Source organism: Streptomyces sp. NPDC050508, assembly GCF_040655155.1.
GTDB lineage: Bacteria > Actinomycetota > Actinomycetes > Streptomycetales > Streptomycetaceae > Streptomyces.
The window spans coordinates 668,631-694,068 of record NZ_JBFAJJ010000001.1 but is presented as its reverse complement, the minus strand read 5'-3'; the positions used below and the strand labels follow the sequence as shown (position 1 = coordinate 694,068).

The 25,438-nt window shown below is 69.9% G+C and carries 25 protein-coding genes and 1 pseudogene; 15 read left to right on the top strand and 11 right to left on the bottom strand.

The window, feature by feature from the left end; all coding sequences use genetic code 11:
* The first annotated feature begins 387 nt into the window (after positions 1 to 387).
* The 4 genes from AB0I69_RS03140 to AB0I69_RS03125 all read left to right on the top strand — a co-directional run bounded on the left by AB0I69_RS03140 (position 388) and on the right by AB0I69_RS03125 (position 6,540).
* The gene (locus AB0I69_RS03140) at positions 388 to 603 is read left to right on the top strand and encodes a type A2 lantipeptide (protein ID WP_317885217.1); all 216 of its coding nucleotides are present in this window, start codon (positions 388 to 390) and stop codon (positions 601 to 603) included.
* A 93-nt stretch (positions 604 to 696) separates the two neighbouring features.
* A complete protein-coding gene (locus AB0I69_RS03135; protein WP_363093756.1) occupies positions 697 to 1,503 on the top strand; it encodes an HlyD family efflux transporter periplasmic adaptor subunit in 807 nt (268 codons plus the stop codon).
* A complete protein-coding gene (locus AB0I69_RS03130; RefSeq protein ID WP_363093755.1) occupies positions 1,500 to 3,722 on the top strand; it encodes an NHLP family bacteriocin export ABC transporter peptidase/permease/ATPase subunit in 2,223 nt (740 codons plus the stop codon). The genes AB0I69_RS03135 and AB0I69_RS03130 overlap by 4 nt, the downstream gene beginning before the upstream one ends.
* A gap of 1 nt (position 3,723) precedes the next feature.
* Entirely contained in the window at positions 3,724 to 6,540 is a 2,817-nt protein-coding gene (locus AB0I69_RS03125) for an NHLP bacteriocin export ABC transporter permease/ATPase subunit (protein ID WP_363093754.1), read from the top strand.
* A 24-nt stretch (positions 6,541 to 6,564) separates the two neighbouring features.
* Here AB0I69_RS03125 and AB0I69_RS03120 read toward each other — a convergent pair whose 3' ends face one another.
* Genes AB0I69_RS03120 through AB0I69_RS03110 form a run of 3 tightly spaced genes read right to left on the bottom strand, consistent with a single transcriptional unit; the run spans position 6,565 to position 7,889 of the window.
* The gene (locus AB0I69_RS03120; RefSeq protein ID WP_363093753.1) at positions 6,565 to 7,092 is read right to left on the bottom strand and encodes an SRPBCC family protein; all 528 of its coding nucleotides are present in this window, start codon (positions 7,090 to 7,092) and stop codon (positions 6,565 to 6,567) included.
* A 6-nt stretch (positions 7,093 to 7,098) separates the two neighbouring features.
* Entirely contained in the window at positions 7,099 to 7,446 is a 348-nt protein-coding gene (locus AB0I69_RS03115) for a metalloregulator ArsR/SmtB family transcription factor (protein WP_363093752.1), read from the bottom strand.
* Between the two features lie 50 nt (positions 7,447 to 7,496).
* Positions 7,497 to 7,889, bottom strand: coding sequence for a VOC family protein (locus AB0I69_RS03110; RefSeq protein ID WP_363093751.1), 393 nt, complete (start codon positions 7,887 to 7,889; stop codon positions 7,497 to 7,499).
* 52 nt (positions 7,890 to 7,941) lie between these two features.
* On the opposite strand from AB0I69_RS03110, the gene AB0I69_RS03105 reads away from it, so the two are divergent.
* The gene (locus AB0I69_RS03105) at positions 7,942 to 8,463 is read left to right on the top strand and encodes a TetR family transcriptional regulator (RefSeq protein WP_363093750.1); all 522 of its coding nucleotides are present in this window, start codon (positions 7,942 to 7,944) and stop codon (positions 8,461 to 8,463) included.
* Here AB0I69_RS03105 and AB0I69_RS03100 read toward each other — a convergent pair.
* Positions 8,457 to 9,299 (bottom strand): alpha/beta hydrolase, encoded by an 843-nt coding sequence (locus tag AB0I69_RS03100; RefSeq protein WP_363093749.1) that lies wholly within the window; start codon positions 9,297 to 9,299, stop codon positions 8,457 to 8,459. The two genes, AB0I69_RS03105 and AB0I69_RS03100, sit on opposite strands and share 7 nt — an antisense overlap.
* 123 nt (positions 9,300 to 9,422) lie before the next feature.
* On the opposite strand from AB0I69_RS03100, the gene AB0I69_RS03095 reads away from it, so the two are divergent.
* Together AB0I69_RS03095 and AB0I69_RS03090 are read left to right on the top strand one after the other, a co-directional pair.
* On the top strand, positions 9,423 to 10,925 hold the full coding sequence (locus AB0I69_RS03095; RefSeq protein ID WP_363093748.1) for an MFS transporter: 1,503 nt from the start codon (positions 9,423 to 9,425) through the stop codon (positions 10,923 to 10,925).
* Between the two features lie 252 nt (positions 10,926 to 11,177).
* Positions 11,178 to 11,555 (top strand): STAS domain-containing protein, encoded by a 378-nt coding sequence (locus AB0I69_RS03090; protein WP_363093747.1) that lies wholly within the window; start codon positions 11,178 to 11,180, stop codon positions 11,553 to 11,555.
* A 138-nt stretch (positions 11,556 to 11,693) separates the two neighbouring features.
* On the opposite strand, the gene AB0I69_RS03085 is transcribed toward AB0I69_RS03090, so the two are convergent.
* Complete coding sequence (locus tag AB0I69_RS03085) at positions 11,694 to 12,131, bottom strand: protease inhibitor (RefSeq protein ID WP_363093746.1); 438 nt, start codon at positions 12,129 to 12,131, stop codon at positions 11,694 to 11,696.
* A gap of 359 nt (positions 12,132 to 12,490) precedes the next feature.
* On the opposite strand from AB0I69_RS03085, the gene AB0I69_RS03080 reads away from it, so the two are divergent.
* From AB0I69_RS03080 to AB0I69_RS03060, 5 genes are all read left to right on the top strand, one after another.
* A complete protein-coding gene (locus tag AB0I69_RS03080) occupies positions 12,491 to 13,042 on the top strand; it encodes a hypothetical protein (RefSeq protein ID WP_363093745.1) in 552 nt (183 codons plus the stop codon).
* Between the two features lie 202 nt (positions 13,043 to 13,244).
* Positions 13,245 to 14,831: a cytosine permease gene (locus AB0I69_RS03075; protein ID WP_363093744.1), complete on the top strand. Its 1,587-nt coding sequence runs from the start codon at positions 13,245 to 13,247 to the stop codon at positions 14,829 to 14,831.
* Positions 14,831 to 15,499, top strand: coding sequence for a cyclase family protein (locus AB0I69_RS03070; RefSeq protein WP_363093743.1), 669 nt, complete (start codon positions 14,831 to 14,833; stop codon positions 15,497 to 15,499). The genes AB0I69_RS03075 and AB0I69_RS03070 overlap by 1 nt, the downstream gene beginning before the upstream one ends.
* A 46-nt stretch (positions 15,500 to 15,545) precedes the next feature.
* Positions 15,546 to 16,241, top strand: a complete 696-nt coding sequence (locus tag AB0I69_RS03065; RefSeq protein WP_363093742.1) for an alpha/beta fold hydrolase — start codon at positions 15,546 to 15,548, stop codon at positions 16,239 to 16,241.
* 48 nt (positions 16,242 to 16,289) lie between these two features.
* Positions 16,290 to 17,267: an NAD(P)-dependent oxidoreductase gene (locus AB0I69_RS03060; protein ID WP_363093741.1), complete on the top strand. Its 978-nt coding sequence runs from the start codon at positions 16,290 to 16,292 to the stop codon at positions 17,265 to 17,267.
* Here the strand turns inward: AB0I69_RS03060 and AB0I69_RS03055 are convergent.
* The gene (locus AB0I69_RS03055) at positions 17,260 to 18,891 is read right to left on the bottom strand and encodes an RICIN domain-containing protein (protein WP_363093740.1); all 1,632 of its coding nucleotides are present in this window, start codon (positions 18,889 to 18,891) and stop codon (positions 17,260 to 17,262) included. The genes AB0I69_RS03060 and AB0I69_RS03055 overlap by 8 nt on opposite strands.
* A gap of 390 nt (positions 18,892 to 19,281) precedes the next feature.
* Positions 19,282 to 20,157 (bottom strand): oxidoreductase, encoded by an 876-nt coding sequence (locus AB0I69_RS03050; RefSeq protein WP_363093739.1) that lies wholly within the window; start codon positions 20,155 to 20,157, stop codon positions 19,282 to 19,284.
* 142 nt (positions 20,158 to 20,299) lie between these two features.
* Here AB0I69_RS03050 and AB0I69_RS03045 point away from each other — a divergent pair, with 142 nt between their 5' ends.
* The gene (locus tag AB0I69_RS03045) at positions 20,300 to 21,193 is read left to right on the top strand and encodes a helix-turn-helix transcriptional regulator (protein ID WP_363093738.1); all 894 of its coding nucleotides are present in this window, start codon (positions 20,300 to 20,302) and stop codon (positions 21,191 to 21,193) included.
* 13 nt (positions 21,194 to 21,206) lie between these two features.
* Here the strand turns inward: AB0I69_RS03045 and AB0I69_RS03040 are convergent, their stop codons facing one another.
* Together AB0I69_RS03040 and AB0I69_RS03035 are read right to left on the bottom strand one after the other, a co-directional pair.
* Positions 21,207 to 21,581, bottom strand: a complete 375-nt coding sequence (locus AB0I69_RS03040) for a toxin Doc (protein ID WP_363093737.1) — start codon at positions 21,579 to 21,581, stop codon at positions 21,207 to 21,209.
* A 3-nt stretch (positions 21,582 to 21,584) separates the two neighbouring features.
* On the bottom strand, positions 21,585 to 21,830 hold the full coding sequence (locus AB0I69_RS03035; RefSeq protein ID WP_200689430.1) for a hypothetical protein: 246 nt from the start codon (positions 21,828 to 21,830) through the stop codon (positions 21,585 to 21,587).
* Between the two features lie 137 nt (positions 21,831 to 21,967).
* On the opposite strand from AB0I69_RS03035, the gene AB0I69_RS03030 reads away from it, so the two are divergent.
* Both AB0I69_RS03030 and AB0I69_RS03025 read left to right on the top strand, forming a co-directional pair.
* Positions 21,968 to 22,462, top strand: a complete 495-nt coding sequence (locus AB0I69_RS03030; RefSeq protein ID WP_363093736.1) for a methylated-DNA--[protein]-cysteine S-methyltransferase — start codon at positions 21,968 to 21,970, stop codon at positions 22,460 to 22,462.
* A 29-nt stretch (positions 22,463 to 22,491) separates the two neighbouring features.
* Positions 22,492 to 23,071, top strand: a pseudogene (locus AB0I69_RS03025) (2OG-Fe(II) oxygenase).
* Between the two features lie 82 nt (positions 23,072 to 23,153).
* Here the strand turns inward: AB0I69_RS03025 and AB0I69_RS03020 are convergent.
* The gene (locus AB0I69_RS03020; protein ID WP_363093734.1) at positions 23,154 to 23,762 is read right to left on the bottom strand and encodes a hemerythrin domain-containing protein; all 609 of its coding nucleotides are present in this window, start codon (positions 23,760 to 23,762) and stop codon (positions 23,154 to 23,156) included.
* On the bottom strand, positions 23,759 to 25,372 hold the full coding sequence (locus tag AB0I69_RS03015) for a DHA2 family efflux MFS transporter permease subunit (protein ID WP_363093733.1): 1,614 nt from the start codon (positions 25,370 to 25,372) through the stop codon (positions 23,759 to 23,761). The genes AB0I69_RS03020 and AB0I69_RS03015 overlap by 4 nt, the downstream gene beginning before the upstream one ends.
* Positions 25,373 to 25,438: the final 66 nt, after the last annotated feature.

Below are 25,438 nucleotides of genomic sequence, written 5' to 3'. Positions count from 1 at the left end.
GGGAATCTGCACAGCGCGTACCCAACGAAGTCACCAGGTTCGGCAGATCTGCACATGCACACGCCCCCCGGGACGCCTTTGGTAGGGAGTGCCGGATTCCGGTTCCGCCCGGCAACCCTTCCCACGGAGCGATGCCGTGGCGCATGTGAAGAACTCGCCGACACCTCGTGCCCACGCCTGCACGGTTCGAGGTGCGTGAGGCTCAAGTGCCCTGGTGAGGCGGGAGTTTGATTGGCTGCGCCCACCCGCAGCGTGCTTTGATCCATCGCACCGCAGGAGCCACGAGGGCTCCGGAAACGGCGCCCGGCGCCTGCGGTCGCGGCCATCGTCTGTCCCCAGAGGGGGCCGCTCCCCCTTGTGAATATCCATATGAAGGGAAGTTCCCCCATGAACTCCACCCCCCAGGTTCAGACCGTCGAGATCTCCGACGCCGAGCTCGACAACGTCTCCGGCGGCCTGTCCCTGAACGCCCTCAGCACCGTCACCGGTGTTGTGGACGGCATCGCCCCGGTCTCCGGCCTGGTCGACACGGTCGTCGGCACCGTCGAGGGTGTCACCGGCCTGAGCGTTTCCCCGGTCACGAACCTGGTCTCCGGTCTCTGATCGCGTCTTGTTCCACTGAGTCCCGGAGCCGTTTCCCGGCTCCGGGACTCTTGGATGCCGTAAAAGATCTCTCCCCTAGGTGAGGGAAGTTCCGTGCAGTTCCGCCAACAGGCCCTCGCCAAGCTCCAGTCGCCCGAAGAGCTCGATCTTCCGGTGCGCTTCGCGCGTCCGCAGGGCTGGCTCGTGCTCTCCGTGACGGTGGTCGTGGTGGCCGCCGCTTCCGTGTGGGCGGTCACCGGTTCCGTGGCGTCCACGGTCGGGGCGTCCGCCATCCTCACGCACGGGGAGGGCAGTTACATCCTGCAGAGTCCCGTGGCCGGACAGGTCACCGCCGTCCTCGCGCAGGAAGGGGAACGGCTGCCCGCCAACTCCCCTGTCCTGAAGGTCCGTACGAGCGCCGGCGACGCCGTCGTGCGCACGGTCGCCGCGGGCCGGATCACCGCGCTCGCCGCCACCATCGGCCAGATCATCCAGACCGGCGCGAACGTCGCCGCCGTGGAGAAGGTCGCCCGCGCCACCGACCCGCTGTACGCGACGGTGTACGTGCCTGCCGAGAACGCGGCCTCCATTCCCGCGAACGCAGCCGTCGACCTGACCGTCTCCTCGGTTCCGACGCAGACGTACGGCGTGCTGCGCGGCCATGTGAAGGCGGTGGACCGGTCCGCCGAGTCGGCGCAGTCGATCGCCGCGTTCCTCGGGGACAGCCAACTGGGCGAGCAGTTCACCAAGAAGGGCAGGCCGGTGGCCGTGCTGGTGAAGCTCGACAAGTCGAAGGGGACGAAGAGCGGGCTCAAGTGGTCGTCCCAGGACGGGCCGCCGTTCGCCCTCACCTCCATGACCATGGCCTCGGCCTCGATCCGGCTGGCCGATCAGCGTCCCCTCGATTGGCTGCTGCCGTGAGCCCCGCACAGGACACCCGTTCGCGGCGCCGTTCCGCGCCGCCGAAGCGCCCGGTCCCCAAGGGCCGTGTGAAGACGGTCCGTTCACCCACCGTGCTCCAGATGGAGGCCGTCGAGTGCGGTGCCGCCTCACTCGCGATGGTGCTCGGCCACTACGGCCGCCACATCCCGCTGGAGGAACTGCGCATCGCCTGCGGTGTCTCCCGCGACGGCTCACGCGCCAGCAACCTGCTGAAGGCGGCGCGCAGTTACGGCCTGACGGCCAAGGGCATGCAGATGGACACGGCCGCCCTCGCCGAAGTGCGGTCCCCTGCGGTCCTGTTCTGGGAGTTCAACCACTATGTCGTCTACGACGGCATGGGGCGCCGCTTCGGCCGGCGCGGGGTGTACATCAACGACCCAGGAAAAGGCCGCCGGTTCGTGCCCATGGAGGACTTCGACTCCAGCTTCACCGGTGTCGTCCTCGTCATGGAACCTGGCGACGGTTTCGAGAAGGGCGGGCGCAAGCCTGGCGTCCTCGGCGCGATGCCGGCCCGGCTGCGCGGTACCGCGGGCACGATGCCCGCCGCCGTTCTCGCGAGCCTGCTGCTGGTCCTGGTCGGTGCGGCGATGCCCGCGCTCAGCCGGACCTACATCGACATGTTTCTGATAGGTGGTCAGACGTCCCTGCTGGGCGTCCTGTTCGCGTCGATGGGCACCTGCGTCCTGCTCACGCTGGCGCTGACCTGGCTGCAACAGGCGAACCTGCTGCACGGCCGCATCATCTCCTCCACTCTCTCCAGCGCTCGCTTCCTGCGCCATCTGCTGCGGCTGCCGGTGACGTTCTTCTCCCAGCGGAGCCCGGCCGACCTGGTGCAGCGCCTCCAGTCGAACGACGCCGTCGCCGAGACCCTGGCCCGCGACCTCTCGGCAGCGGGCGTGGACGCGGTGGTCGTGGTGCTCTACGCGTTCCTGCTCTACTCGTACGACCCCCAACTGACCTACGTGGGCATATGTGTTGCCCTGCTGAACGTGGTGGCGATGCGGGTCGTCATCCGGCTGCGCGCGACCCGTACCGCCAAGCTCCGTGCCGACAGCGCCCGGCTCACCAACACGGCATACACCGGGCTCCAGTTGATCGAGACGATGAAGGCGACCGGCGGCGAGGACGGCTACTTCCGCAAGTGGGCCGGACAGCACGCCACCACCCTGGAGGAACAGCAGCGGCTCGGGGTGCCGAGCGCCTGGCTGGGCGTGGTCGCGCCGACACTCGCCTCGCTCAACAGCGCGCTGATCCTGTGGATCGGTGGCATGCGAGCCGTGGAGGGGGGCATCTCGGTCGGTCTGCTGGTCGCCTTCCAGTCCCTGGTCACCCGCTTCACCGCGCCGATCACCCGGCTCAACGGCGTCGCGGGCCGCATCCAGGACTTCGCGGCCGACGTGGCCCGTCTCAAGGACGTCGAGAACTTCCAGGCCGATCCCCTCTACTCCCGTGCCGGCGGCGCCGATTCGACCCGCCGGCTGCAAGGCCACGTCGAGCTGGAGAACATCACCTTCGGCTACAGCCCGCTCGACAAGCCGCTGCTCACCGGCTTCGACCTGACGGTCGGCCCGGGTCAGCAGGTGGCGCTGGTCGGCGGCTCCGGCAGCGGCAAGTCCACGGTCTCCAGGCTGATTTCGGGCCTCTACACGCCCTGGGAGGGCGTGATCCGCATCGACAACCACCGCCTGGAGGACATCCCGCGCGGCGCGCTCGCCGCCTCCGTGTCCTTCGTCGACCAGGACGTGTTCCTCTTCGAGGGCTCGGTCCGCGACAACGTGGCGCTGTGGGACCCGTCGATCCCGGACGACGCCGTGGAGGACGCCCTGCGGGACGCGGCCCTGTACGACGTGGTCATGCGACGCCCCGGCGGCATCCACAGCCGGGTCGAGCAGGACGGGCGCAACTTCTCCGGCGGTCAGCGTCAACGCCTGGAGATCGCACGGGCGTTGGTGCGCAGGCCCAGCATCCTCGTGCTCGACGAGGTGACGAGCGCCCTGGACGCGGAGACCGAGCTGATCGTGATGGACAACCTGCGCAAGCGCGGCTGCGCCTGCGTGGTGATCGCACACCGGCTCAGCACCGTGCGGGACAGCGACGAGATCGTCGTCCTCGAACACGGGACGATCGTGGAACGCGGGCGGCACGACGCCCTGGTTGCGGCCGGCGGCGCGTACGCCACGCTGGTCAAGGAGCGGTGAGATGACGTCCGTTCACGAGGGTGACCTGGTCCTCGGTGCGCTGGGATCCCTGGGCACGCCGATCGACTGCGCCGGATTCAACCGCCTCGACCTCGAAGGCCCGCAGGTGCTGTGGCTCGTCGCGTCGGGCGCCATCGACCTCTTCGCGGTCGACGCCGTACAGCAGGGGCACTGGCACCACCTCGGCCGACTGGAAGCGGGCTCGCTGCTGCTCGGTCCGGTCACCGGACCCCAACACACGCTGGTGGCACGCCCGTTGCGGGACTGCGTGGTGCACCGCATCAACCTGCGCGAGCTGTACCAGGCCGCGGACACCCAGACCTGGTCGTACGACGAGTACGGCAACCCCCAGTACGTGCCGCCGACTTCGAGCCCGCTCGAATACGCCCTCGCCCTCGGCGTCGGCCGCGGCCTCTCCATCCTCTTCCAGGCACCGATGGCCACCGAACGGGCCGCCGCGCTCACCGACGACGACGTCTTCTGGATGCAAGTCCCGCCGGGCAGCGTGCAGTACGGCTCGATGTACGGCGCGGAGGCGGCGGCCGATCTGCTGATGGATCCGGGTGTCTGGCAGGGCATGGTCGACCAGCAGTACCGGCTGCTGTCCACGCTGGACAAGTGGATCGAGCAGCTGGAGCGCACCCACGAGACGCGAACCGCCGCCGGTATCAAGGCCGGTGAGGCGGTGCGCGCCCAGGCGGACCGGACGCTGCTGGCGTCGATCGGCAAGTCGTCGGCCCGGCGCACGACGGCCGCCGACGCCGACGCGTCGTACGCGGCCTGCAAGTTGGTCGCCGAGGCAGCGGGCATCACCCTCGCCGAACCCGCGCAGAGCGGCAGCGAGAGCGACCGCCTCGACCCGGTCGAGCGCATCGCCCTCGCCTCCCGGGTCCGGGTGCGCGCCGTACGGCTCGACGGGCGCTGGTGGCGCGACAACGTCGGCCCGCTGGTGGGCCATCGGGCGTTGTCGGGGGCGCCGGTCGCACTGCTGTGGCGGCGCGGCGGCTACGTCGCCGTCCATCCGGCGACCGGGCGCGAGACCCCGATCGAGAAGGCGAACGCGGAGGAGTTCGAGCCGCGCGCGGTGATGTTCTACCGCCCGCTGCCCGAGCGCCGACTCAGCCCGCTCGGGCTGATGCGCTTCAGCATGCAGGGCACCGGCAGCGATCTGTCGAACCTGCTGATCAGCGGGCTGGTGACGGTGGTGATCGGGGCGTTGGTGCCGATCGCGACGGGCAAGGTGCTCGGCGAGTTCGTGCCGAAGGCGCAGACGAACTTGATCGTCCAGGTCTGTCTGGCCGTGATGATCACCAGTGTGGTGGCGGCGGCCTTCATGCTGCTGGAGAACCTCACCATCCTCCGCCTGGAGGGCCGCATCGAGGCCACGCTCCAACCGGCCGTCTGGGACCGGCTGTTGAGACTCCCGACGAAGTTCTTCACCGAACGCTCCACAGGCGAACTCGCGAGCGCGGCGATGGGCATCAGCTCGATCCGCCGTCTGCTGGCGGGAGTTGGCCCGGTGGTCGCCCAGTCGGTGACGGTCGGCGCGATGAACCTGGGGCTGCTGTTCTGGTACAGCCCCTCGATGGCGCTCGCGGCGATCGGCATGCTCGTCGTGATCGCGGCCGTGTTCCTGGGCCTCGGCCTGTGGCAGGTGCGCTGGCAGCGCAAGCTGGTCGTGCTCAGCAACAAGCTGAACAACCAGGCGTTCCAGACTCTGCGCGGTCTGCCGAAACTGCGGGTCGCGGCGGCCGAGAACTACGCCTACGCGGCCTGGGCCTCCGAGTTCGCCCGCAGCCGCGAGTTGCAGCAGCGGGTCGGCCGGATCAAGAACCTCACCACGGTCATGGGAGCGGTGTACCTGCCGGTCTGCACCCTGCTGATGTTCATGCTCCTCGCGGGCCCGGCGCGCGGCTCGATGTCGGCGGCCTCCTTCCTCACCTTCAACACCTCGGTGACGATGCTCCTGACCTCCGTCACCAGCCTGACCGGCGCCTTCGTCTCCGCGGTGTCCGCACTCCCCCTCTTCGAGGAGATCAGGCCGGTCCTGGACGCGGCCCCGGAGGTCCGCACCGCGAGCACCCGCCCCGGCCAGTTGTCCGGCGCGATCGAGGCCCGCCGGGTCTCCTTCCGCTACGCCGACGACGGCCCCCTCGTCCTCGACGACGTGTCCTTCAATGTCCGAGCGGGCGAGTTCGTGGCGATCGTCGGCCCCAGCGGCTGCGGCAAGTCCACCCTCCTGCGCCTTCTCATAGGCTTCGACAAACCGGTCTCCGGCAGCGTCCTCTACGACGGCCAGGACCTCGGCGCCCTCGACCAGTCCGCGGTACGGCGGCAGTGCGGTGTCGTGCTCCAGCACGCGCAGCCGTTCACCGGTTCCATCCTGGACGTCATCTGCGGCACCGAGCCGTTCACGCCGGAGGAGGCGATGGCGGCGGCCGAGATGGCGGGGCTCGCCGAGGACATCAAGCGGATGCCGATGGGCCTGCACACCATCGTCGCGGGCAGTGGCGCGGTGTCGGGCGGTCAGCGTCAACGCCTCATGATCGCGCAGGCGTTGATCCGCCGACCGCGCATTCTCTTCTTCGACGAGGCGACCAGCGCCCTGGACAACGAGACCCAGCGCACGGTGATCGAGAGCACCAAGGCCCTCAACGCGACCCGGATCGTCATCGCGCACCGCCTGTCGACGGTGCTGGACGCGGACCGCGTCATCGTCATGGAGGACGGCAAGGTCGCCCAACAGGGCCCGCCCGCCCAGCTGTTGGCGGACACGGGCGGCCGTCTGCACGAGCTGGTACGGCGGCAGATGGCGTGACGGCTCAGCTGTCGGTGTGATGGGTCAGTCCATGCCCGGCACGGGCGCGCCGGAGGGGATCCCGGCCGCCAAGTAGCCGTCGTAGAACGCCTTCCAGGGCACATCGGCACCGGTATGCGGTCCCTCGACGCGCTCGCCGCGGGCCTTCGCGTCCAGGGCGGCGAGACAGACCTCCCAGCCGGCGCCGTTGCGGGACGCGGTGTTCGCGGCGCTCAGGATGTGGGTGAGCGTGAAAGTGGTGCGCTTCTCCTCGACCTCCTCCAGGTCGAAGTGCAGCTCGTCGCCGCCCCATTCGAAGGAGAGGTGCCGGGGCGCGTCGACGGCGACGACCCGGCCGGTCGACTCCGGCATGTTGGGGTCGCCGCTGAAGGTGACCGTGCCGCCGGGACGCAGGTCGAACTCGGCGCGTGAGGGGAACCACTGGGCGAGTTCGTCCGGGTCGGTCACGAACTGCCAGACCCGGTCGAGGGGTTGGTCGTAGGTGCGGCTGAATCGGACGGCGGGGCGGCCGTCGTCCAGGGTCAGGTACGTGCCGGTGAGATCGACGGACATGGCGGATCAGTCCTTCGGGGTGGGTTGCGAGGTGTCGTCGTCGTCCGACGTCTCGTCGAGGCGGCGGCCCAGTGCGTCCAGGCTGCGGTTCCACAGCTCGCGGTAGGGAGCGAGCCAGGCGTCGAGTTCGGCGATCGGGGCCGGGTCGAGGGCGTAGACGCGGCGCTGTGCGTCCTGCCGTACCCGGACCAGGCCCGCGTCCCGCAGTACCCGCAGATGCTTCGACGTGCTGGGCTGGCTCAGACCGCATGCCTCCACGATCTCGCCGACGGGCCGGGGCCGCTCCAGGAGCAGGCCCACGATGGCCCGCCGGTGGGGATCGGCGAGGGCGGTCCAGAGCGAGGCGTCGGACATGACTCCAATATGCCTCGGCGGTTATATGCCGGTCAAGGCATGCTCAGTGCTCAGGAGACCGGACGGCCGTACCCCGCGACACCCCCGTGATCCACCCCGTGCGCCGCCCAGCTGTACAGATGCAGATCGAGGCCGTCCGGGTCGTTGAACACCAGGAGCCAGCCGATCGAGGCCTCGATGTCGGCGCGGTCCCGGACCGCGAAGCTGACCGGGTCGAAGCTCTGACAGCCTTGTGCCGCCTGGGAGTTGACACGCAGGCAGAGCATCGAGTCGCCGAGCCCCGGGACCTCCCCCGCCACGCCGCGCACGACTCCGTCCGCATCCTGGAACTCATGCGTGACCTTGAAGCCGAGGACGCGGCCGTACCAGTGCCGTGAGCGGTCGAGGTCGGTGACGGGCATCTTCACGTGGTGGATTCCGGCGAGGACGACCCGCACCCGCATCCGAGAAGCAGCCGCCCACCTCTTCACAGAGAACGGGTACACGGGCACGCGAATGAAGGAGGTGGCGGCGCCGGCCGGTGTCGGTGAGCGCACGCTGTACGACGCGTTCCCCACCAAGGCCGCACTGTTCGGGCACACCCTGGGCGTCACGCTCGCCGGTGACGAGGAACCGGTCGCCGTCCCGGACCGCCCCGAGACTCTGGCGATTCGGGACGAGCCCGACCCCGAGCGCGCGATCGGCCGTGCCGTCGACCAGACGACCGACCTGCTGGAGCGCGCCGGTGACCTGATCATGGGGACCGTCGAGGCGGCCGGCGCCGACCCTGACATGCGGGCGTCCGCGGATGCCGGTGCCGAGGCCACGTACGGGGTACATCTCGCTCTGGCCACGGCACTTGAGGAGCGCGGAGCCCTCCGCCCGGGCCTCGACGCGCACACCGCCGCCGACACGCTCTACGCCCTCGCCTCACCGCACATGCATCAACTCCTGCGCAGGCACCGGGGTTGGACACGGGACGCCTATCGGGTGTGGCTGCGGCGGGTGTTGGTCGCGGAGTTGCTCGGGCCTCACTGAACGGCGCCCTGCCACAGCTCCGGCACCTCGCCCGCGCTGCTGTGCATCTGGGTCGCCAACACCCGTACCGCCGCCGCGAATTGATCCGGGTTGCGCAGGACCTCCATGTGGATGCCGGGGAATTCGACCCACGGCACCCCGATCCTGCGGGCGATCTCGATCGACGGCCGGGCGTAGTACGTACCGCGGTCCTCCGCGCCCGCGCCCAACACCACGGGAAACGGGGCCGACTTGAGCGCGGTCTCGTCGGGCCGGAAGGCGGCGAAGCCGGGCCACTCCGTGCCGAAGAGGTGGTCCTGGTTGCCGATGAACCGCTTCCAGAGGTCGGCGGGCCAGCGGTACGTCCCCTCGCCGCGTGTCGTCTCCGCGAACCGGCGACCGGCCGCGGGTGCCCCGCCCTGCTCGTACAGTGCGGCCAGTTCGGCGAAGAAGCCGCGCCCCGGGTCGCCGTCGGGCAGGACGTTCACGGCGGGCGGTTCGTGAGCGATCAGGCCCGCCATCGCCTCCGGGTGCAGCGCGGCCAGCGTGAGGCCGATGATCGCGCCCCCGCTGTTGCCGAACACCAGCGCCCGCCCGTCGGCCAGTCCGTCGATGAGCGCGCGGGCGTCGGCCGCCTGCACGGTGAGTTCCATCGGGGTCCGGGACCGGCCCGTGCTGCGCGAGTTGCCGCGCCGGTCGTAGGAGATCACCATGAAAGCGTCGGAGAGGGCCTCGGCGATGCCGGAGTAGTAGCCGGCGTCTCCCCCTGCCCCGCTGATCATGAGCAGCGCCGGGCCGGTGCCTCGCACCTCGTAGTACAGCCCGGCCCCATCGGCCTCGAACATGCCACTGCGCACGCCTGCTCCCCATCCTCAGCGAAACGTTGCCGTTTCGCTGCGAGTGCTCTAGTCTCCATGTGTACGAAACCGTTTCGTTTACGTTTTGGTAAACCCCGAACGACTTCCCTGGAGTGGTTCCCGATGTCCCAGAAGACATTGACCGAAGACACCCGGTCGGGTGCCGGAGAGGCGCAGTCCGCGCCCTCCTCCAAGCGGTGGTGGATCCTCGCGATCGTCGCCGTCGCTCAGTTGATGGTGGTCCTCGACGCCACCATCGTGAACATCGCCCTCCCGTCGGCCCAGAAGGACCTCGGCTTCTCCGACGGCAACCGGCAGTGGATCGTCACCGCGTACGCCCTGGCCTTCGCCTCCCTGCTGCTGCTCGGCGGCCGGATCGCCGACCTGTTCGGCCGCAAGACCGCCTTCCTCGCCGGTGTCGTCGGATTCGCCGCCGCCTCCGCACTCGGCGGCGCCGCCACCAGCTTCGAGATGCTGGTCACCGCACGCGCCCTCCAGGGTGTCGCGGGCGCACTCCTCGCGCCGGCCGCGCTCTCCCTGCTCAACACGACGTTCACGGACGCCCGTGAGCGCGCCAGGGCCTTCAGCGTCTACGGCGCCATCGCCGGCGCCGGTGGTGCGGTGGGGCTGCTGCTCGGCGGTGTGCTGACCGACGCCTTCGACTGGCGCTGGACGCTCTACGTCAACGTCGCCATCGCCTTCGTCGCCTTCGCCGGCGGCTGGGTCCTGCTCAGCAACCACCGCGACGCCGCGGGCTCCAAGCTGGACGTACCGGGCACGGTACTGGTCGCCGGTGGTCTGTTCTCCCTCGTCTACGGCTTCTCCAACGCCGAGACGCACGACTGGAGTTCGCCGCAGACCTGGGGCTTCCTGATCGCGGGCGGTGTGCTGCTGGCGGCCTTCGCGTGGTGGCAGAACCGTGCCGCGCACCCGCTGCTGCCGCTGCGTATCCTGCTCGACCGCAACCGGGGCGCCTCGTTCCTCGCCGTGCTGATCACCGGTGCGGGCATGTTCGGTGTGTTCCTCTTCCTGACCTACTACCTGCAGCTGAACCTGGGCTTCAGCCCGACCAAGACCGGTGTCGCGTTCCTGCCGATGATCGGCGCCCTGATGGTGATGGCGCAGATCGGCACCACGATGCTCGTGCCGCGCCTCGGCCCGAAGGTCGTCATTCCGCTGGGCTTCGCCATCGCCATGGTCGGCATGGCCTGGCTGACCGGCATCGGAACCAGCTCGTCCTACGCGACCCACGTCCTGCCGCAGCTGATCGTGATCGGCGCGGGTCTCGGCATGGTGATGCCGCCGGCGATGCAGCTCGCCACGAGCGGTGTGGCCGCCGAGGACGCGGGCGTCGCCTCCGCGACGGTCAACGCCATGCAGCAGGTGGGCGGTTCGATCGGTACGGCGCTGCTGAACACGCTGGCCGCGAGCGCCGCGACCGACTACCTGGCCGGGAAGGACGCGTCCAGCAAGCTGGTCCAGGCGCAGGCGACGATCGAGAGCTACACCACCGCGTTCTGGTGGTCGGCCGGTTTCTTCGCCGCGGGCACGCTGATCGCGTTCGTGCTCTACCGTCGCGGGGTTCCGCAGCAGGAAGCGGACGCGGCGCCGGTCGTCCACATGTGACCGGGTTCGCCCGAGCCTGAGCCGCACAGACCGAGGGGTCGCCGTCCGCAGGGAGACGGCGGCCCCTCTTCTCTTCCCTGAAGTGTCGGCTGAGCGTTCCGTCTGGCGACAACTGAACGGAAGTCAACCTTCCGAACCGAAATTCACCATGTCGAGTGAACCAGATCTTGCGGACGGCGTATCAGGGATGCTCGGGGCCCCTCCGGGGTAACTACCGAGACCGAATGCGTCCCGTGCCGAGGTGGAGCGGCCATGACAGCGGAAGCGGACGAACGCGACAGTCCCGCGGCCAACTCCTGTGCCCGTACGCGGTCGAGCGGCCCCTTCACGGTGGTCGAGGTCTCGGGGGAGATCGACATGGCGACCGCCGATCTGGTCATCGATCACCTGGACGCCGCCACCGCGGTCGAGGAGCCCGACGTGCTGGTGGATCTGCGGCCCGTCGAGTTCTTCGACTGCTCGGGGTTACGCGTCCTGTGCCGGGCCGAGCGGCGGGCCAGGGAGCGCGGCGGGCGGCTGCGGATCGTCTCCGACGGGCCGCGCATCGACCGGCTGTTGCGTGCCTCGGGACTGTTCGGCCGCTTCCCGCCGCTCCGCGTGCTGCCCTCGCACGACGAGAGGCCGCAATGACGACAGGGGCCGGCACGGGCGACCCCACACCGCCCGGCCGACCCCTGGTGCGGGACCGCAGTACTCCGCGACAGGGGTACGCACTCCCCAGCTACGGACCCTCCCTGTTGCTCACGGAGACCGTGCGATCCCGGTCTCTCAGAACGTGAAGACGCCTCCGTATCCGTAGGAGTCCTTCACGCACTCGTTGGAGAAGACGCGCTCGTAGGAGACGCGTCTGCCCTGCCAGACACCGTCGATGGTGACGACGACGGGGTGGTAGAGCTTGTTGCAGAGCACGTCGTCCCGGGCCGTCAGGGCGTCGAAGTCGCCCCCGATGCCGCGCAGTTCGGCGCAGGCCCGGTCGGCGGCGGGATGGGTGCCCGAGGCGGTCGGCGCGCAGGTGAGGGTCACCGCGCGTTCCGGTGTGGTGACGGCGGCGTCGTTCCCGTGGCCCATGGTCAGCACCAGGGCCGACGGGGCGTAGAGCGCGGACGGGCTGGCGCCGTGGGCTGCGAGGGCGGTGCCGGTCAGGGGCCCGCAGACGGCGGTGGCCGTCAGACCCAGAGTCGCTGCCCAGCGCGCGGTGTTCCGCATTGTGTGCATCCTTCCGCTCGATACGAACCGATCACGAACCGATCGGTTCGAAGAGGTGCCGGTCCCGCTCGGTCGGTGCCGGACCGGCGGGCGCCACTCTGCCGAGTCCGCCGCCGAAACTCACATCCCACCCACAGGTTTCAGTAACCTTGCGTGTTGAATCAGTGGCGTGAAGTCACAGAATTCGAACACGTCGACCCCGTAACCGCGCGGTTCTTGATCGCCGAAGCGGGTCGGATGGCCGGTTTACCCGTGCTCGCCAATCGTCCTGAAACAGTCCCGAAACATTCCGCTTCAGCTCTCGGCGCACTCCACCGCAGCCCCTTGCATTCACTCTGCTCGCGAGTAATCGTCATTACATGATTACGACAGAGCAGCAGGAGAAGCTTCGCGGCTGGTTCACCGGCCGCCTGCCGGACGACCTGTTCGAGGAACTGGTCGAGGTCACGGTGGACCGCGAGGAGGTCACCGTGATCGGCCGCATCCCCGCACCCAAGCTCGCCGAGGACGTCTCGGACGCCGAGAAGGAGGCGGCCGTCCAGGGCCGGGTCCAGGAGTTCCGCGAGCGCACCCGGGAGACCCGGATCGCTCTCGCCCGCGAGGCCGAGCACCGGTTCCACAGGAAGGTCTCGTGGGGTGTGGAGTGCGCCGGGGAGCGGTCCCTGTTCACGCACATCGCCGCCCCCGTCATGACCAGGCTGCGCCAGCCCGAGCGCCAAGTCCTCGACACCCTCATCGCCGCCGGCGTGGCCCGCAGCCGCAGCGACGCGCTCGCCTGGTGCGTCCGCCTCGTCCAGCGCCACACCGACGACTGGCTCAGCGAACTGCGCGACTCCCTCGAACACGTCCAGCGGGTCCGCGCCCAGGGCCCCGACACCGAACCGGAGGACGCGCCCGGCGAAACCGAGTGACTTCAGGGTGGACGATTCCTCCACCCACGGCACGGAAGATGGATGAACCGTCCTCTGGTGCGGGTGTCGCGGCCCGCCATAACGTCGCCAGACACCCTGAGGACGGCATCCGCTCACTCCGCCCACCCCGCGCGCGTGAACGGCCGTCCACACCGCCACCGCGCCACAACGCGCTCCACCGCCGTCCCCCGCTGGAGCCCCCTTGTCCTCGCAGCCCGCCCCCTCCCCCGCCGCGCCGAGCCAGTCCCTGACCGAGGTCGAGACCTACGGCGTCGAGCGCATCCCCGACGCGGACCGCACCGCCACCCCGCTCGACCTGTTCCGGGTCGCGTTCGGCGGCGCCAACACCTTCTCCACCTGTGTCCTGGGCGCCTTCCCGATCCTGTTCGGCCTCTCCTTCTGGCAGGGCCTCGCGGCCACGCTGCTGGGAGTCGTCGTAGGCGCGCTGATCCTGTGCCCGATGGCGGTGTTCGGCCCGGTCAACGGCACGAACAACGCGGTCGCCTCCTCCGCGCACCTGGGCGTGCACGGCCGGGTCGTCGGCTCGTTCCTGTCCCTCCTCACCGCCGTCGCGTTCTTCTCCATCTCGGTGTGGAGCTCCGGCGACGCCCTGGTCGGCGGCGCGCACCGGCTGTTCGGCCTGGAGCAGAGCACGCTGTCGTACGTCGTCGCGTACGCGCTGTTCGCCGGACTGGTCCTCGCGGTGTGCGTCTACGGCTTCCGGTTCATGCTGTTCGTCAACAAGATCGCCGTGACGTCCGCGACGGTCCTGTTCCTGCTCGGCGCGATCGCCTTCGCCGGTGACTTCGACCCGTCGTACGCCGGTGTCTTCACGTCCTCGGCGGACGCGGCGACCCAGTCGCTGTTCTGGCCGTCGTTCATCGGCGCGGCCCTGATCGTGCTCTCCAACCCGGTGTCGTTCGGCGCTTTCCTCGGCGACTGGTCGCGCTACATCCCGGCGAACACCCCGCGCCGCAAGGTGGTTGGGGCCGCGTTCCTGTCCCAGATCGCGACACTGCTCCCGTTCGTCTTCGGCCTGGCGACCGCGAGCATCATCGCCACGAAGGCCCCCAAGTACGTCGACCCGGCCGCCCCGAACTTCGTGGGCGGACTCCTCGCGATCTCGCCGAGCTGGTTCTTCCTCCCGGTGTGTCTGCTGGCCCTGATCGGCGGCATGTCGACGGGCACCACCTCGCTCTACGGCACCGGGCTCGACTTCTCGTCGGTGTTCCCGCGGCTGTCGCGGGTGCAGGCGACGTTCCTGGTCGGTGTGCTGTCGATCGCTTTCATCTTCATCGGGCGGTTCGGCTTCGACCTGGTGCAGTCGATCTCCACCTTCGCGACGATGATCATCACCTGTACGACACCGTGGATGGTCGTGATGATGCTGGGCTTCTACACCCGGCGCGGCTGGTACGACCCGGACGCGCTCCAGGTCTTCAACCGCCGTCAGCGCGGCGGCCGTTACTGGTTCGCGCACGGCTGGAACTGGCGCGGCATGACCGCCTGGTGGGTGGCCGCCGTCGTCGGTGTGCTGTTCACCAACATCCCGGGGCAGTTCGTCGGCCCTCTCGGCGACCTGGCGAACGGCGTGGACATCAGCCTGCCGCTGTCGCTGGCCGTGGCCGCCGTGCTGTTCCTGAGCCTGCTCAGGCTGTTCCCCGAACCCCGCGCCGTGTACGGCCCGGAGGGCGCTCGGCTGGCCCGTACGGTCGAGGTCCCGGTACCGGCGATCACCGGCCCCGGCACGGAGACCCAGGCGCCCACGCTGGTCACCGAGGGCAGCTGATGCCGTCCGCATGGATCGACCTGTCGGTGCCCGTCGTCACCGGGATGCCCGTGTATCCCGGTGACCCGGCCGTCGAGGTCTCCTCCGCCCTGCGCGCACCCCGGGACGGTGTCAACGTCCTTCAGCTGCACATGGGTTCGCAGTCGGGCACGCATGTCGACGCCCCCTACCACGTGGACGACGCGTGGCCCCGCCTCGACGAACTGCCCCTGGAACGCTTCGCCGGGCACGCCGTGGTGGCCGACGTACGGGGACTGCCGGCCCGGGCACCGATCACGCCCGGTCTGCTGGCGCCCGCACTGAGCCGGTTGCGGCCGGGGTCCCTGGTTCTGCTGGCCACGGGCTGGTCGGCGTACTGGGGCACCGACGACTACCTCGCCCACCCGTGGCTCACCCCGGAGGCGGCCGAAGCTCTCGTCGCGGCAGGGGTCCGTACGGTCGCAGTCGACGCGCTCAGTGTCGATCCGACGCCCCGACCCGGCGATGTGACGGCCGACTTCGGGCTGCCCGCGCATCGTGTGCTGTGCGGCGCGGGCGGGGTGATCGCCGAGAACCTCACGGGTCTGGATCAGCTGGTGGGCATCGCGGACGTGGAACTGTTCCTGTTCCCGCTGCGGCTGCCGAGGGCGGACGGTGCGCCGGTACGGGCCGTGGCGCGGGCGGTCTGATCGTTCCGGGAAGGTCGTTGTCAGACCCGGCGGTTACGTTGGGACCATGACTCGATTCGTGGTGGTGGCAGGCGCGTGGCTCGGTGCGTGGGCGTGGGACGAGGTGGTGCCCGAGCTGCGCGGGGCCGGGCACGAGGTGCATGCGCTGACCTTGTCCGGGCTGGCGGAGAAGCAGGGGATCCCGGCCGGGCAGCAGACCCATGTCCAGGACATCGTCGACGAGATCGAGCGCCTCGATCTGCGGGACGTCGTTCTGGTCGGACACAGCTACGCCGGTGTACCCGTTGGCCAGGCAGCCGAGCGGACAGGCGACCGGCTGGCCCGGGTGGTGTTCGTCGACTCGAACGTGCCGGTCGACGGGAAGTCGTTCCTGGACAGCTTCCCGAGCGACTTCATCAGGAAGTCGCTCGACGAGAACGGCGGCGACTGGCCGCCCCTGGACCCGGCCGACTACGCGGGCCAGGGCCTCACGGACGAGCAGATCACCCGCATAGTCACCGACGGGACCCCACACCCGGGTGCCACCCTCACCGAACCCGCGGTCCTGGCGCACCCGTTGGCCGACCTCCCGGCCACCTACATCAAGTGCCTGCTCGACGGCGACGAGTTGCCGACCCCGGTGGACGAACTGGTCGCGAGCGGGCGCTGGGAGCTGGTCCGGATGGACACGGGCCACTGGCCGATGTTCTCCCGGCCCCGCGAACTGGCCCGGATACTCGTCGAGTCGGCCACCTGGTCCTGACGCACGCGGACGCCCGCCTGCCTCCCCCCACCCCCACAAGGATTTCGTATGCCCTCCACGAAGAACGTCCTGGCCGTCGTCCCACCCCACATGGGCGGCCGCACCGCGGGAGCCGGACTCGCGACGCTGCTGCCCGAAGGGGTGGACGTCACCGTCGTCGAGACGGTCGACGAGAACCCTCAGGCTCTGCGTGCGGCGCACGTCGTCATCACCGCGCTCTCCCCGGTGACCGCCGAACACCTCGCCGCCGCCCCGGAGTTGGAGCTGGTGCAGTGCGCGAGTCACGGCTTCGACTACGTCGACCTGGAGGCCGCCCGCGCCCAAGGGGTCGTCGTCTGCACCATCGGTTCCAGCGGTGCCGAGGCGCAGAACGTGGCCGAGCAGACCTTCGCCCTGATGCTGGCGCTGGCCAAGCAACTCGTGCCCGCACACACCTCACTCGTCGAGGGCGACTGGGCGCTCCCCCGCCTGCAACGCTCCCTGACCGAGCTGTCCGGCAAGACCCTCGGCATCGTGGGACTGGGCGCCATCGGGCAGCAGGTCGCCCGCCGTGCCGCCGCGTTCGACATGACCGTCGTCTCCGCCGGCCGACGCGCCGTCCCCGAGGAGACGACGGCCGGGCTCGGCGGCGCCCGTCACGTCCCGCTCGACGAACTGCTGCGCCTCTCCGACTACGTCACCCTGCACGCGCCGCTCACCGACGAGACCCGGCATCTCCTGAACGCGGAGCGGCTCGCGCTCCTCAAGCCCACCGCGTTCGTCGTCAACACCGCGCGGGGCGCCCTGATCGACCAGGACGCCCTCGCGGACGCCCTCGAAGCAGGCGCCCTCGCGGGTGCGGGCCTCGACGTCTTCGACCCCGAACCGCCGACCACGGCCCTGCGTCTGCTCAAGTCTCCGAACGTGGTGCTCTCGCCGCACGTCGGCGGTGTGACCCGGGAGACGGTGATCCGGATCGCGCTGGCCGCCGTGGAGAACGCCGCCGGTTACCTGACCGGCAGACCGCCCGGCGATGTCGTCAGCTGAGCCGGTCCGCGATCTTCGCGGGGCGCGGTGACGGCGCTCCCGTACCGGCGATCGACAGCGATCCGGGGCTGGCCGTCACCGAGTCGGTCAGCCAGCGCTGTGCGGCGGAGCCGTCGCGGACCTTGAGGACGATGTCGGCGCCCGGGTCCTTGGTGGTGGAGGTGAGTGCGAGCTCCGAATCCCAGCGGGGCAGCAACTCGCCCTGCACGGTGAGGTCGTAGCGGACATCGTTGCCACGCCTGTCCTTCGCGTCCGCGCAGGTGCCGAGTACGACGACACCGGCGTCCGCGTGCGAGTCCAGGCACAGTCCAGGGCTCGCCACACTACGCAGCAGTCCGTCGGTGTCGTACGACCACTCCTGGGTCTGCGCCGACGAGCACACCGCCAGGCTGGTCCCGGCGCCGGCCTTCGCGGTGCCCTGGATGTCGAGGCACAGGTCGGCGGCGGCGTTGTGCAGTCTCGTCCGCTGGGGTGCGGCGGGGAGCCGGGCCGTACCGGGTGCCGACGACGACACGTGACCGGAGCCGCTGTTCGTGGTGCTGGAGGCGACCGGGTCGGCGGTGCCGTCGTGGTCCGGCCACAGGCTGACGGCGAGCACGGTCGCGAGAACTCCGGCACCGACCAGGCCGGCGCCGACGAACAGCGACCTGGACGACCGCGCCGACCGGGCCGCGTCCACGACACGGCGGCCTGGGGCGGGGAGCCGGGACAGCAGACGGTGCCGTCCGTTGCCGCCGCTCGGGCGCCCGCCGTGCCGGGAGGCGGTCCTCGTCCGCGCGTCGCGCGGGGCGCGGCCGGGACGTGATTCGAGGTAGGGGCGGGCTGCCCAGCCGAGTACCGCTTCGGCGAGGAGGACTCCCAACCCGCCTTCGAAATAGCTGAGTTGTTCGGCGGCGAAACGGCAGTAGCGGCACTGGGCCAGATGCTGCTGGACATCCGGCAGCAGTGCGCCGCCGCGTCGAATCGGGACGTCGAGGAGGCGGTTGTAGAAGCGGCAATCCTGGGTCGGCGCGAGTTCCCGGTGGGCGCGTACACAGCCTTCGCGGAATTTTTCGTGCGCCTGCTGGAGAGCGGCCGACGCGTTGTCGGTATCCATCCCGAGCAGTGCCGCCGGCACGGTTATCGACTCGGCCTCGACCTCGGTGTGCCACAGCAGACACTGGGCGAGCGGCTGAAGAGTCTGGAAAGACCGCTCGGCGAGCTTGCGATTTTCGGGTGTCATGGACTTGGCAGCACGCATGGCGCGCCCCCCGAAGGGTTTCTCCAGGTCCGGCAGAACACCGGATATTCGCTCTTCCGCGGACCACTCCCGGATCGTGTCGCGCACGGTCAGCAGCAGCCGGGGGCGCAGCGCCACACCGTGCTCGCCGAACGTCAGCCGGTCGAACACCCGGTGGAAAGCGGCGGCGGCAGCCATCGCGGGGACACTGCCCGTGGCGGTGAGACAGACGCCCGCGTAATCCTGGACCGGCTGCCAGTGTCGCGCCATCAGCAGCGCGACGGAATGAGCCGCCTCGCCCTCCGGACGGCCCCGCAGCCGGGCGGCCAGGGTCTCGTCCGATTCCTCCGGGGCCCCGCCGTTCGGCGGAGGGTAAGGAGGACGGGGAGGGTGAGGGAGGGACACGGAGTGGATTCCTCGGATTCGGTTCATCAACAGGTCAATGAGCCCCGGGCATTACCCCCGCGCGGGTGTTTCACCCTTGCACAACCCACTGAACCCAACAAGGCACTTGGGCAACATGCACATCTTTGAAATAAAGTCAGATCCGGTGACAACTCGGTTCACTCGCACCGGCTTTCGACTTTCCATGCGCCCCGTGTGAAGCATGCGCACACGCCGGTGCGTCACGCACGCTCCCGGCGCACGACTCACCGCGGTCCACTGGAATCGGCCCTTCTCGGAGGCCACGCGCTGGACGGCGGCTCTCCCGCGCCAAACGGCCGCCGACCTTGTTCCTCCCGCCCTCGGTCGGCGGCCCCGAGGGCGGGGGCGGCCCACCCCCGCCCTCCTCTGTCAGGCCACGGGCCGACCGATGGTGTCGAGTTCGGCGATCGTGTCCGCGGTCAGCACCAGGTCCGCGGCGGCGATGTTGTCGCGCAGATGGGCGCGGGACGAGGTGCCGGGGATGAGGACGATGGTGGCCGAGCGCTGCAACAGCCAGGCCAGGGCGACCTGTTGGGGCGACACGCCCAGGCGGGCGGCCACGTCCGAGAGGGTCGACGACTGCAGCGGGGTGAAGCCGCCGAGCGGGAAGTACGCGGCGAAGGCGATGTTCTCCGCCGCGCACCGCTCGACGAGGGCGTCGTCCTCCCGGTTGGCCACGTTGTACAGGTTCTGCACGGTGACGACCGGCGCGATGGCCTGGGCCTCGGTCAGCTGGGCGTCGGAGACCGTGCTCACCCCGAGGTGCCGGATCAACCCGGCCTTCTGCAGTTCGGCGAGCGCACCGAACCTCTCCCCGATCGACTCCTCGTAGGCGCCGTGATCGGTGCCGACCCGCAGGTTCACCACGTCGAGCGCGTCGAGCCCGAGGTTGCGGAGGTTGTCGTACACCTGGGCCTTGAGGTCCTCCGGGTGCGCGGACATGATCCAGCTGCCGTCGGGGCCGCGCCGGGCGCCGACCTTGGTCACGAGGTGCAGGTCGTCCGGGTAGGGGTGGAGGGCCTCCCTGATGATCTCGTTGACGACGACGGGGCCGTAGAAGTCGCTGGTGTCGATGTGGGTGATGCCCCGCTCGACGGCCTCGCGGAGGACTGCCACCGCTTCGGCGCGGTCCTTCGGCGGTCCGAACACGTGCGGGCCGGCCAGTTGCATGGCGCCGTATCCCATGCGCGTGATGGTGAGTCCCTCGGCGAGGGTGAGGGTGCCGCCGGAGACGGTGTCGGCCATGATGGCGCGCCTTTCGGTAGGTGATAGGTGCTGCTCCCTGCCACCGACTCTGCGCCCGTCCCGGCCGGGCATGCAGTACCCGGATGTTCCTGGTAGTGGCAGGGACACGCACCTGTGGGGATTCGGACCTACGGTGGTGGGTGTGGACGGCAAGAACGCGCTCGGTCAGTTTCTGCGGGCCCGCCGTGAGCGGGTCCGGCCCGAGGACGTGGGGCTGAGCGGCGGCGGGCTGCGGCGGGTGTCGGGGCTGCGCCGGGAGGAGGTCGCCCTGCTGGCCGGTATCAGCTCCGACTACTACCTGCGGCTGGAGCAGGGCCGGGACCGCAACCCGTCCGTGCAGGTGCTGGAGGCGCTGGCCCGGGTGCTGCGCCTGGACGCCTCCGCGACCGCCCATCTGCTGAGCCTGGCCCAGCCGGAGCGGCCGGCCGCGTCCCGCAGGCGGGCCAGGAGGCTCGAGGCGGTACCGGCGAGCGTCCGCGAACTGCTCGACACCTGGCCCGCACACCCCGCGTATGTGCAGAACCGGTTCACGGACTGCCTCGCGGCCAACGCGCTGTGCCGGGCGCTGTCCCCGAACTACACGCCGGGCGTGAACCTGCTGCGGGCGGTGTTCCTCGACCCCGCCGAGCACGAACTGCGCCGCGACTGGGAGGAGTTGACCGCCGAGGGCGTGGCGACCCTGCGCGGCCACATCGGTCCCGACGTCGACGATCCGCGGCTGATGGAGCTGGTGGGCGAGCTGTCCGTGCGCAGCGAGCGCTTCCGCCTGCTGTGGAGCCGCCACGAGGTACGGCCGATGGTCGGCCGGACCAGTCTCCTCAGCCATCCGCTGGTCGGCGACTTCGAGCTGCGGTCCAACAAGTTCGAGATCCCGGGCACGGACGCGCTGAGCGTGGTCGTCTTCCACGCCGAGCCGGGCAGCCGCAGCGCGGAACTGCTCGGCCTGCTGGGCAGCCTCGCCGCGTCCGACGAAGCACCCCAGGACGGACGCACGCGGGCGCACGACGAGATCGCCCGCCTCGACGAGGACCGGTGACGCATCCGATCGGTCAGATCTGCCAGGAACGCAGCCGTTCCGCCGCGCCGTACACGTCCGTCTTGCCGGAGATCAGGTCGCGGGCGAGGTCGACGAGGGCGCCGTAGGGCGGATCGATGCCGACGCCGCTGACGAACATGTAGGCAACCGCCGTGGCGCAGGCGAAGCGGGCGTTGGCCGACGGCAGGGGCTTGAGCAGGGCGAGGGTGTGCAGCAACGCGGTGGCCCGCCAGGCCGGGTCGGAGTCGACACCGAGGCGGGGCGGATCGACGCGGTGCCGGGCGACGGCTGCCACGAACGCCGAGAAGTCGTTGATGGTCGGCTGGTCCGGCAGGACTTCCTCATGGCGCTGAAGCAGCCAGGGCACGTCGATATGGATGTCGGGCATGCGTCAGGCGACCCGCCCCTCGCCCTTGGCCGACGGTTCGTCGTCGGGGAACGCGGCGGCGAACTCGTCGGCGTGCGTGGCGAAGAACCGGCGGAAGGCTTCGGCGCCCTCCTGCAGCGCCCGGTGCCGAGCTATGTCGGCCGCAGCCGCCTCACGCACCAACGCCTTCATCGACGTACCGCGCTCCTTGGCCATCCGCCGCAGGTCCTCTAGCTCGCGGTCGCTGAACTCCACGTTGAGAGCTGGCATGTGTTCACGGTACCGCTCGGGTACTTACCCGTAAATACCACCAGGTCAAGAGGTACGGATGGCGGTACCGGACGGCTTCCGGCGCCATGTCCGAATCCCGCCGGACTCGGCCGTCGTCCCGGAGCAGACTCGTCTGTATGACCCTCTACACACTCATCGACAGCCCTGTGGGCGAACTGCTCCTGACCGGCGAGAAGTCGACCGACGGCACCACGCTCACCTCACTGTCCATGCCGGACGGCCGAGGCGCGGGTGCCGACCGGCGACGCGACGACCCGGCCTTCACCGAGGCCACCCGTCAGCTGTCCGCGTACTTCGCCGGACACCTCACCCGCTTCCGACTCCCGTTCGCCGCCCAGGGAACGGAGTTCCAGCAGCGGGTGTGGCGGGCCCTCGACGAGATTCCGTACGGCACCACGACGACGTACGGCGTGCTCGCCGGGCGGCTGGGTGTGCCGCGCGCCGAGATCCGGGCGCTGGGCGCGGCGATCGGCGCCAACCCGCTGCTGCTGGTGCGCCCGTGCCATCGGGTGATCGGTGCGGACGGCTCGATGCGTGGCTACGCCGGCGGGGTCGAGCGCAAGGTGCGGCTGCTGACGCACGAGGGCGCGCTGCAGCCGATGCTCGGCTGACGCACGCCAGGGATACGGAGGGAGTAGTCATGGATCGCACCAACTGGTCCACTCTTGCAGGGGAGTTGGACCTGTACGGCAGCGCGCCGACCGCACAGTTGCTGACACCGGCCGAGTGCCGCGACCTGGCCGCGCTGTACGAGAAGCCGGAACTGTTCCGCACCACCGTCGACATGGCCCGACACCGCTTCGGCTCCGGCGCGTACCGCTACTTCACGCACGACCTGCCCGCACCGGTCGCCGGCCTGCGCGCCGCGCTCTACCCGCGCCTGCTGCCGATCGCCCGGGACTGGGCGGCCCGGCTGGACCACCCTGCACCGCGATGTGTTCGGCGAGTCGGTCTTCCCGCTCCAGGTGGTGATCGGTCTGGACGAGTACGGCACCGACTACACGGGCGGCGAGTTCCTGATGGTCGAGCAGCGGGCCCGCGCCCAGTCCCGGGGCACCGCGACCCCGCTACGGCAGGGCCACGGCCTGGTGTTCACCACGCGGGACCGACCGGTACGCACGAAGGGAGGCTGGCCGGCCGGAGCAGTGCGACACGGGGTGAGCGTCGTACGCTCCGGCCGACGGCACGCGCTGGGGCTGGTGTTCCACGACGCGCCCTGAGGGGACTGATCAACTCCGTTGCGGACAGCGCCCTATAGGGGCGCGGGGAACTGCGCGACCAGCCCCCACCGGCCGGAACGGGTCACACAGCCCAAAGCCCCCTCCGCCGATAACTCCCCTCCCAGAACAGCCGGTTAAGGACACGCACCGGCGGCGGAAATGCCCCCAGGAACCGATCCCGCTCCTCTCCCGACACCCCATCGACAAGCCACGGCACAAACACCGCGGCCCCACGCAACCCCTGTGTCTCCCGCATCCGCCCCGTAAATGCACCCCAGTCCGCGTCGGTCAACACCTCCCCCATCAACGGCAGCGCCCCGTCCTCCTCATGCTTGAGATGATCGTCGAGGGTAGCCCGCAACGCCCTTACGAGATCGGGTAGTTCGGGTGCCTGATCGGCCAAGGCAGCGTCTACAGCGACCAGCAGCGGGTCGATCCGAGCATGCTCCGCCTCCATGTCATCGAGCAGCGTAAGGTCCCGTACCCGCCCCGCGACCCGCGCACGGACCCGCGGCCACAGGTCACTGTCCTCCGCGGTGTGATGGACGTGCAGTTGGTGCTTGAAGTTCTCCCACCCGGCGCGAACAGGGCCGGTGTGCGCCCTGCCCTCCGCGACCGCGACAGCGAGCCGCTCCAGGTCGCGCCGGAACGCGTCGTGGGAGGCGTACATGGGCGTGAAGTCGATGGTCATCGTGCGGCTTCCTCCAGTTCGGGCTCGGACATGGGCAGGGCGTGTGGGTTGGCGGACGGTCCGTGGTGTCGTCGTACGGCGAGACAGGCGAGCGCACCGGTCAGCAGGACGGCGACGGCGACATACACGGCGGGCCCCATCGCATGGACGAACCCGTGGCCGAACACCTCACCCCCGAGGACACGCATCCGCTCGGCGATGTCGTGCGGGACACCGGACGGCGCGCCGCCCTGCTGCCCGGCGCCGACGTCGGACTCTGCCTTGGAGAACGCGGCGACGAACGACTCCCGGTAGGCGCCGGGGAGTTGACCGGCTCGTGCCCGCGCCTGCTCGGTCAGGGAAGAGGCGAGCCGCGCCTGGAGCACCGCGCCGATCACCGCACCGGCGAGCACGGAACCGACCTGCCGAAGCGCATTGGTGACACCGGACGCGGCGCCCGCGAGCCGGGGCGGGACGTTACGCATGACCTCCGTGGCCATCGGAGCGAAGGTGCACCCGACGCCCAACCCCGTGAGAAACAACGGGAACGCGATCGTCAACCACCCCGTACCGACGTCCGCGACACCGACGACCCACACCAGTCCACCCGCCCAGGCGAGCAGCCCGCCCATCAGGATGAACTTGCCGCCGACCTTGTCCGCGAGCGCTCCGGCGGGCCCGGCCATGACGAACGAGCCGAGGGCGACGGGCAGCAGCACGAGCCCCGCCTTCTGGGCGCTGAAGCCGAGCACGGACTGGAGATAGATCGTCAGCGTCAGGAACATTCCGACCACGCCGAACGACACGGTGACGCCGACGAAGTTGATGAGGCTGAAGTCGCGGTCCTTGAACAGCGAGAAGGGGACCAGGGGTTCGCCGTTCTGCTGCCCGCGCTCGTGCAGCAGGAAGCCGGCGAAGAGGACGACGGCCGCACCGAACAGGCTCCAGATCCAGGCGTTCCAGTCGTATCGCTGCCCCTCGGTCAGCCCAAAGGCCAGGCAGAACAGAGCAGTTGAGGCGAGGGTGACGCCCAGGGTGTCGAAGCGGCGCCGTACCGTGCGCCGGGCGCCCGGGATGATCGCCATGGTGAGGACGAGCACCAGCGCGCCGATCGGCAGGTTGACGAAGAAGATCCAGCGCCAGGACAGATGGGTGATCAGCACCCCGCCGAGGATCGGGCCGAGCGCGCCGGAGACTCCGGCAACGGCGCCCCAGATGCCCATCGCGACACCGCGCCGGTCGGCCGGGAACACCTCGGCGATGATCGACAGGGTCTGCGGCATGAGCAGCGCCGCGCCCAGCCCCTGCACCGCGCGGAACCCGATGAGTTGGGCGGGGTCCTGCGCGAGGCCGCAGGCGAGGCTGGCCAGGGTGAAGACGGTGACTCCGGCTGCGAACAGGTTCCGTTTGCCGCGCAGGTCGCCGAGGCGTCCGCCGGTGATCAGCAGGACGGCCAACGCCAGCGTGTAGGCGTTGACGATCCAGAGGATCTCGTCCAGGGACGCGTTGAGGTCCTCGCCGAGCTGGGGGATCGCGATGTTCACGATCGTCAGGTCGAGAAGGGTCATGAAGAACCCGAGCGACAGCGTGATGAGGATCGCCCAGGGATTGCCGTGCCACTTCTTGAACACGATGTCGACTCCTTACGTCCGACTACGCGTCCGACTGCACGTCGGACTCGCGTTCAAGAGGGCCGC